The following is a 4,654-nucleotide window of genomic DNA, read 5'->3' as shown; positions in this document are numbered from 1 at the left end:
TCCCCGACATGAAACGCCTGCGCGGAGAGCGCTTCCTGCTCGGCCTGACCGATCGTCGAGCGCATCAACCCCGCCTTGGCCGCAAACGCCGACTGCGACGCCACCAACTGCGGAATATGCGCATCCAACATGCTCATAACACTGTCCTTATCTCTCGAGCGATTACTGACCGTCTAGTTGCGGGCACCGGCCTCCCCTCCGGAGCTTTCGCCCCAGCCGTCCGGCAGCATCGGCATCGTCGGGCCGCCGCCGTAGTCGTCGGCCGTCAGCGTGGTCAGCCCTGCCGCCTGCAGACCCGTCTTCGTGACCGTTCCGGCGAAGCCCAATGAGCCGGCACCCTGATCTGATGCCGTGACCGGCTCGGCGTCCAGATATTCGTGGCGGTACCCGCGGTCGATGACGGAGTGCAGCCGTCGCCGCGCCCGCTCCTGTGCCTCGGGCGCCGCCGCGCCGGCACCCACTTCGGTGCTCTGCGTGGTTGGCTTCTTGGCTTTCGAGCGGGTAGACAGGCTCGTTTCGCTACTCAGACCGGCGAGCCCCACCATGTAACCGAAGCCCTCGGCGCCCGTCACCGGGACTGGCGGGACGGGTGGGGCCGCGGGCGGGGCGGCGGGCGCCGCCACGGTCGCCGGTGCCGCGACTGTCGGCGCGGCCGGTGCCACCGGACTCGTCGCGATCGTCGGGGCCGTCCCGGTCACCGGCGCTACGACTGGCGGTTGGATACCCAACACCGCGGGTTGCGGCGCGGGGGCCGGAACGGCGGCCGGTTGCGCCAGCCCCGGCAGGCCCGACAAGCCCGCCAGGCCGGCCAACCCCGCCAGCCCGCCGGCAAGGGTGGGCATCATCAGGCTCACGCCGACGGTGATCAGCAGCGGCAATTCCTGGATCAAAAACCGCAATGTGCGCAGCGTCCAGTTGACGATCCGATAGGTCTGCCAGGCGATGAAATAGGCAATCAGCGCCGGGGCCTGCGACGGGTTCAGCAAGCCATGCATGTTTTGTTGCAGCCAGGCCAATGCCTGGGCATTGCCGTTGAAGAAGTTGCCGAGGTTCTGCAAGTACTGTTCCGGAGACCAGTTGGGTTGGCCCTGGCCCGGGATCTGCTCGCCGTCGGGCCCGAACAACATCTCCCAGATCTCCTCGGGGGTGGGCAGCTGAAACGACCCGGTGCCGCCACCGCCGCCGCTCCCGTTGCCGCCACCGCCGCCGCCTCCCCCGCCGGCGCCACTACCGGCTCCGGTGCCGCTGCCTGCTCCGGCGCCGCTGCCTGACCCCGCCCCGCTACCGGCACCGGCGCCGCTGCTGTTCTGGGCCGCTTTGGTGGTGGCCTGATAGGTGCTCATCGTGGTGGCCGCCTGTGTCCACATCCGGGCGTAGTCAGCCTCGTTGAGCGCGATCGGAATCGTGTTGATGCCAAAGAAATTCGTCGCGACCAACACGGCGTGGATGGCGTGGTTGGCGGCCAATTCCGGCAGCGTCGGCATCGCGGCCAGCGCCGCGGTGTAGGCGCCGGCTACGGTCGTATGCTGGGCGGCCGCCTCGGCGCTGAGCGTGCTCGCCAACGACAACCACGCCAGGTACGGCATGTGTGCCGCCGCGTATTGCTCGGCGGTCGGGCCGTCCCACACCGCCTGCGCGCCGACCAGTACCGAGGTCAACTCCGTTGCGGCAGCTTCGTATTCGGCGCTCAACGCCGACCACGTTCCGGCGGCAGCCAGCATCGGGCCCGGCCCCGGACCGGTGCTCAACAGCGTCGAGTGCACCTCCGGCGGAAAGGCCATCCAGACCGGCGCGGTCATCGTCAGCCGCCCGCTCCCAGATACGTCGATGCCGCCGCCGCATCGCCGACGGCGTAGTTGGTTCCGGCCAGGCCCACACCTGTTCCGGCACGACCCAACACTTCGACGCCTTTGGCCGCCGCCGCCGAGTGCTGGGTACCGCGGGCGCTGAACACCGCCGCCGCTTCCAGCGACACCGGATCGGCCGCCGGCGGTACCACCGCCGAGACCACCGGGGCCGCGCCCGCATGGGCGGCGGCCAACTGTGCAGTGATCGCTTCGACCGCCGCACTGGTAGCGGCCAGGCCCTCCGGAACCACACGCAACGTCATGACACCCACTCCCTTCGACGACCCATACCGAATGCGATAGCCCAGCCGAGCAGCCCGGCTGTCAGACCGAAAACCAAATGGAATGCCGCCCGCTCGGCCGAGACCACCGAACCGGCCAGCGCGACAAGGTGAATCGGCGCGGCGGCGAGCACCAGCAACCACGGTTGCCGACGCGCTCCGGTCGCCACGGCGCACAGCAACACGGCCGCGACGAGATACCGCGCGGCTCCCCAGGGGCCTGCCGCCACGTGAAGCGCGAGCGTCGCTGTCGTCGCCGCTGCGCCGACGGCGATCACCGTCTCGCGCCGCCGCGTCGCCAACGCAACCGCAACCAGCATGGTCAGCCACACCAGGCCGCGGTGTCCGGGCAGCCCGAGCGGGGTGCGGACATCCGCGTACGCAACGATCGCCGCGACCGCAAGCACCGGCAGGGCGACCTCGCGCAGCATGTCCGTCGTCAGCACACGATCGGACGAACCGGCACCTGCCCATACCCGCACGTGCGGCACTTTACTCCCTTTGCGCTCCTTGAATGCGTTATCTCGCAACCCATAGGGTGCATCCATGCGGATACCAGCCGCGCGGCTGATCATGGTCGTTCTCGTCTTCAACCTGATCGCGTGTGGCAGGTCTGCGCCCGAGGAAATTCTGGTGGTGCAACAGCACAGCCAAGTGCTCGCCCGGTTCACATTGCCGCAGTTGCAAAACCTTCCGCAGGTCGAAATCCGGACACCGCAGTCGCGCGGCGCCCAAGTCCAGAAGGGGCCCACCGTGCGTTCGGTTCTCGACGCGGCGCATGCCACCGGCGTCACCAGCGTGCGGGTGGTAGGGCGCGGCCCCCAGACTCTGACCGCAGCCGAACTCACCGATCAGGTCATCTTGAACGTCACCAAGCGCCACACGCTCAAGCTCGCGGGCGCCAAGCTCGACCTGAGTCGCTGGGTGCGTGATGTCACCGGTCTGGACGTCAACCCGTGACCGCTGCACTGGCCGGCGTGGATCTGCTGATCGGCATCGACGACACCGACGACCTGTGGAGCCCGGGTACCGGGCGTCGGGCCCGGGCGCTGCTTCGCGAACTGGCCGCGGCCGGACTGGGCAGCCCGGCCGGGGCGACGCGGCACCAGCTGCTGGTCGACGACCGAATCCCCTACACCTCGCACAATTCCAGCGCATGCCTGGCGTGGCGCAGCGTCGACGGAAACCCGGACGCCGTCGCGGCGCGCGTCATCGAACTCGCGGGAAAGCTCCTGGAACAGGTGTGCCCGCCCGACGCCGACCCCGGGCTGGCGGTGGCCATCCCCGGCCGCCTGCACGACCCCGCGGCGCTGATCCAGTTCGGCCGACGTGCTAAGCGAGAAGTGTTGTGCGCCAACGACGCTCGCGAACTTGCTACGATGCTCGGCGTGCATCTGTCCGGCCACGGCGGCACCGAGGGCGGGGTGCTCGGCGCGCTGGCCGCTGTCGGGCTGCACCTGTCCGGCAACGACGGGCTGTTCATCACGCTGCCTGGCCTGGAGGAGCTGCCCTACGAGGCCACGATCGACGAGCTGCTGGCCCGCGCGCCCATCGATCTGGCCCGCGACGACGACGGTCGCCGGCCGCGGCCCGGCGAGTGCATCGAACTGGGCGACTGGGTGCGGCCGGTGCTCGTCGACGGCCAGGCGGTGTTGCTGCTCGAGCCGCCCCGCCGGCACCCCAACGGCAGCCGCAGCTGGCGGACCGCACCTCGCGCGGTCGTCAAGCAGCACTGACGACCGGCGGTGGCATGCTGGCACTGTGAGCCCGGTGCTGCATTTCGCCGCGAATTTCTGGTGGCTGGTGTTCCCGCTGGGCGGGGCTATCGGCGGAGGGCTGCGGGCGATCGCGGCGGCCAACGAGCGGCGGGCCGAACGACGGCTCGAGCGGTACCGGTTGAGGCAGCAGGCGAAGATCGCGATGGCCGAAGCGTCCGGGCGGGCGAGAAGCAATCAGGAGAGCTACCGGAGAGAGCTGACCAAGCTGATCGCGGAACATGACCGGACCGACGCGCGGTGGTTCGATTACGAAATCGACCTCGCCAAGCTGCTGGACTTTCCGATGATGACCGATATGCGCAATCCGTTGACGATCGCGTTCCACACGGCCAAGCGGCGCGCGGACTTGCTGCGTCCGGAGCGGCCCGAGGACATGGCCAACGACCGCGACGCGCAACTGGATTACCGCGACGCGGTGCATGAGTACGTCACCGCGTTCGAGATCGCCGAGGCCGAGGCGATTCGCCGGCGTCGCAGCGACTTCTCCGCCGACGACCAAGAGCGTCTGGCCCGCGCGCGGAACCTGTTGCAGCTGGCACAAGATGACGCGGCCAGCCCGCAGGAGCGGCAGAGCGCCTACGCGCGAGCGAGTAAGGAACTCGACGGGCTGATCGTGTTGCCGACCCCGGTTCGGGCCAGCATCGAACGGCGCATTGCTGGCCAGATCGAGGCTTAGTGGTCTGCGACATAATTACAGTGACGTAATTTAGATCCCACACTTTTGTACGATTACGTGTCATGGTTCCCT

Annotated in this window: 6 protein-coding genes and 1 pseudogene; 3 read left to right on the top strand and 4 right to left on the bottom strand. The window is 68.9% G+C overall.

Features of this window, described 5'->3' with window-relative positions:
* The 4 genes and pseudogenes from esxG to AWB95_RS22795 all read right to left on the bottom strand — a co-directional run.
* Positions 1–137, bottom strand: a pseudogene (gene esxG, locus AWB95_RS22810) (type VII secretion system protein EsxG); the annotation flags it as partial.
* Between the two features lie 36 nt (positions 138–173).
* Entirely contained in the window at positions 174–1,799 is a 1,626-nt protein-coding gene (locus tag AWB95_RS22805; protein ID WP_211279759.1) for a PPE family protein, read from the bottom strand.
* 2 nt (positions 1,800–1,801) lie between these two features.
* Entirely contained in the window at positions 1,802–2,110 is a 309-nt protein-coding gene (locus AWB95_RS22800) for a PE family protein (protein ID WP_085168681.1), read from the bottom strand.
* The gene (locus tag AWB95_RS22795) at positions 2,107–2,559 is read right to left on the bottom strand and encodes a hypothetical protein (RefSeq protein ID WP_085168682.1); all 453 of its coding nucleotides are present in this window, start codon (positions 2,557–2,559) and stop codon (positions 2,107–2,109) included. Before AWB95_RS22795 ends, AWB95_RS22800 begins: the two co-directional genes overlap by 4 nt.
* A gap of 139 nt (positions 2,560–2,698) precedes the next feature.
* On the opposite strand from AWB95_RS22795, the gene AWB95_RS22790 reads away from it, so the two are divergent.
* Genes AWB95_RS22790 through AWB95_RS22780 form a run of 3 tightly spaced genes read left to right on the top strand, consistent with a single transcriptional unit; the run spans position 2,699 to position 4,582 of the window.
* Entirely contained in the window at positions 2,699–3,088 is a 390-nt protein-coding gene (locus AWB95_RS22790) for a hypothetical protein (RefSeq protein ID WP_420799454.1), read from the top strand.
* A complete protein-coding gene (locus tag AWB95_RS22785) occupies positions 3,085–3,864 on the top strand; it encodes a hypothetical protein (protein ID WP_085168679.1) in 780 nt (259 codons plus the stop codon). Before AWB95_RS22790 ends, AWB95_RS22785 begins: the two co-directional genes overlap by 4 nt.
* 25 nt (positions 3,865–3,889) lie before the next feature.
* Entirely contained in the window at positions 3,890–4,582 is a 693-nt protein-coding gene (locus AWB95_RS22780) for a hypothetical protein (protein WP_062541810.1), read from the top strand.
* Positions 4,583–4,654: the final 72 nt, after the last annotated feature.

This window comes from Mycobacterium celatum, from assembly GCF_002101595.1.
Taxonomy (GTDB): domain Bacteria; phylum Actinomycetota; class Actinomycetes; order Mycobacteriales; family Mycobacteriaceae; genus Mycobacterium; species Mycobacterium celatum.
This window is presented reverse-complemented; position numbering and strand designations above follow the sequence as displayed.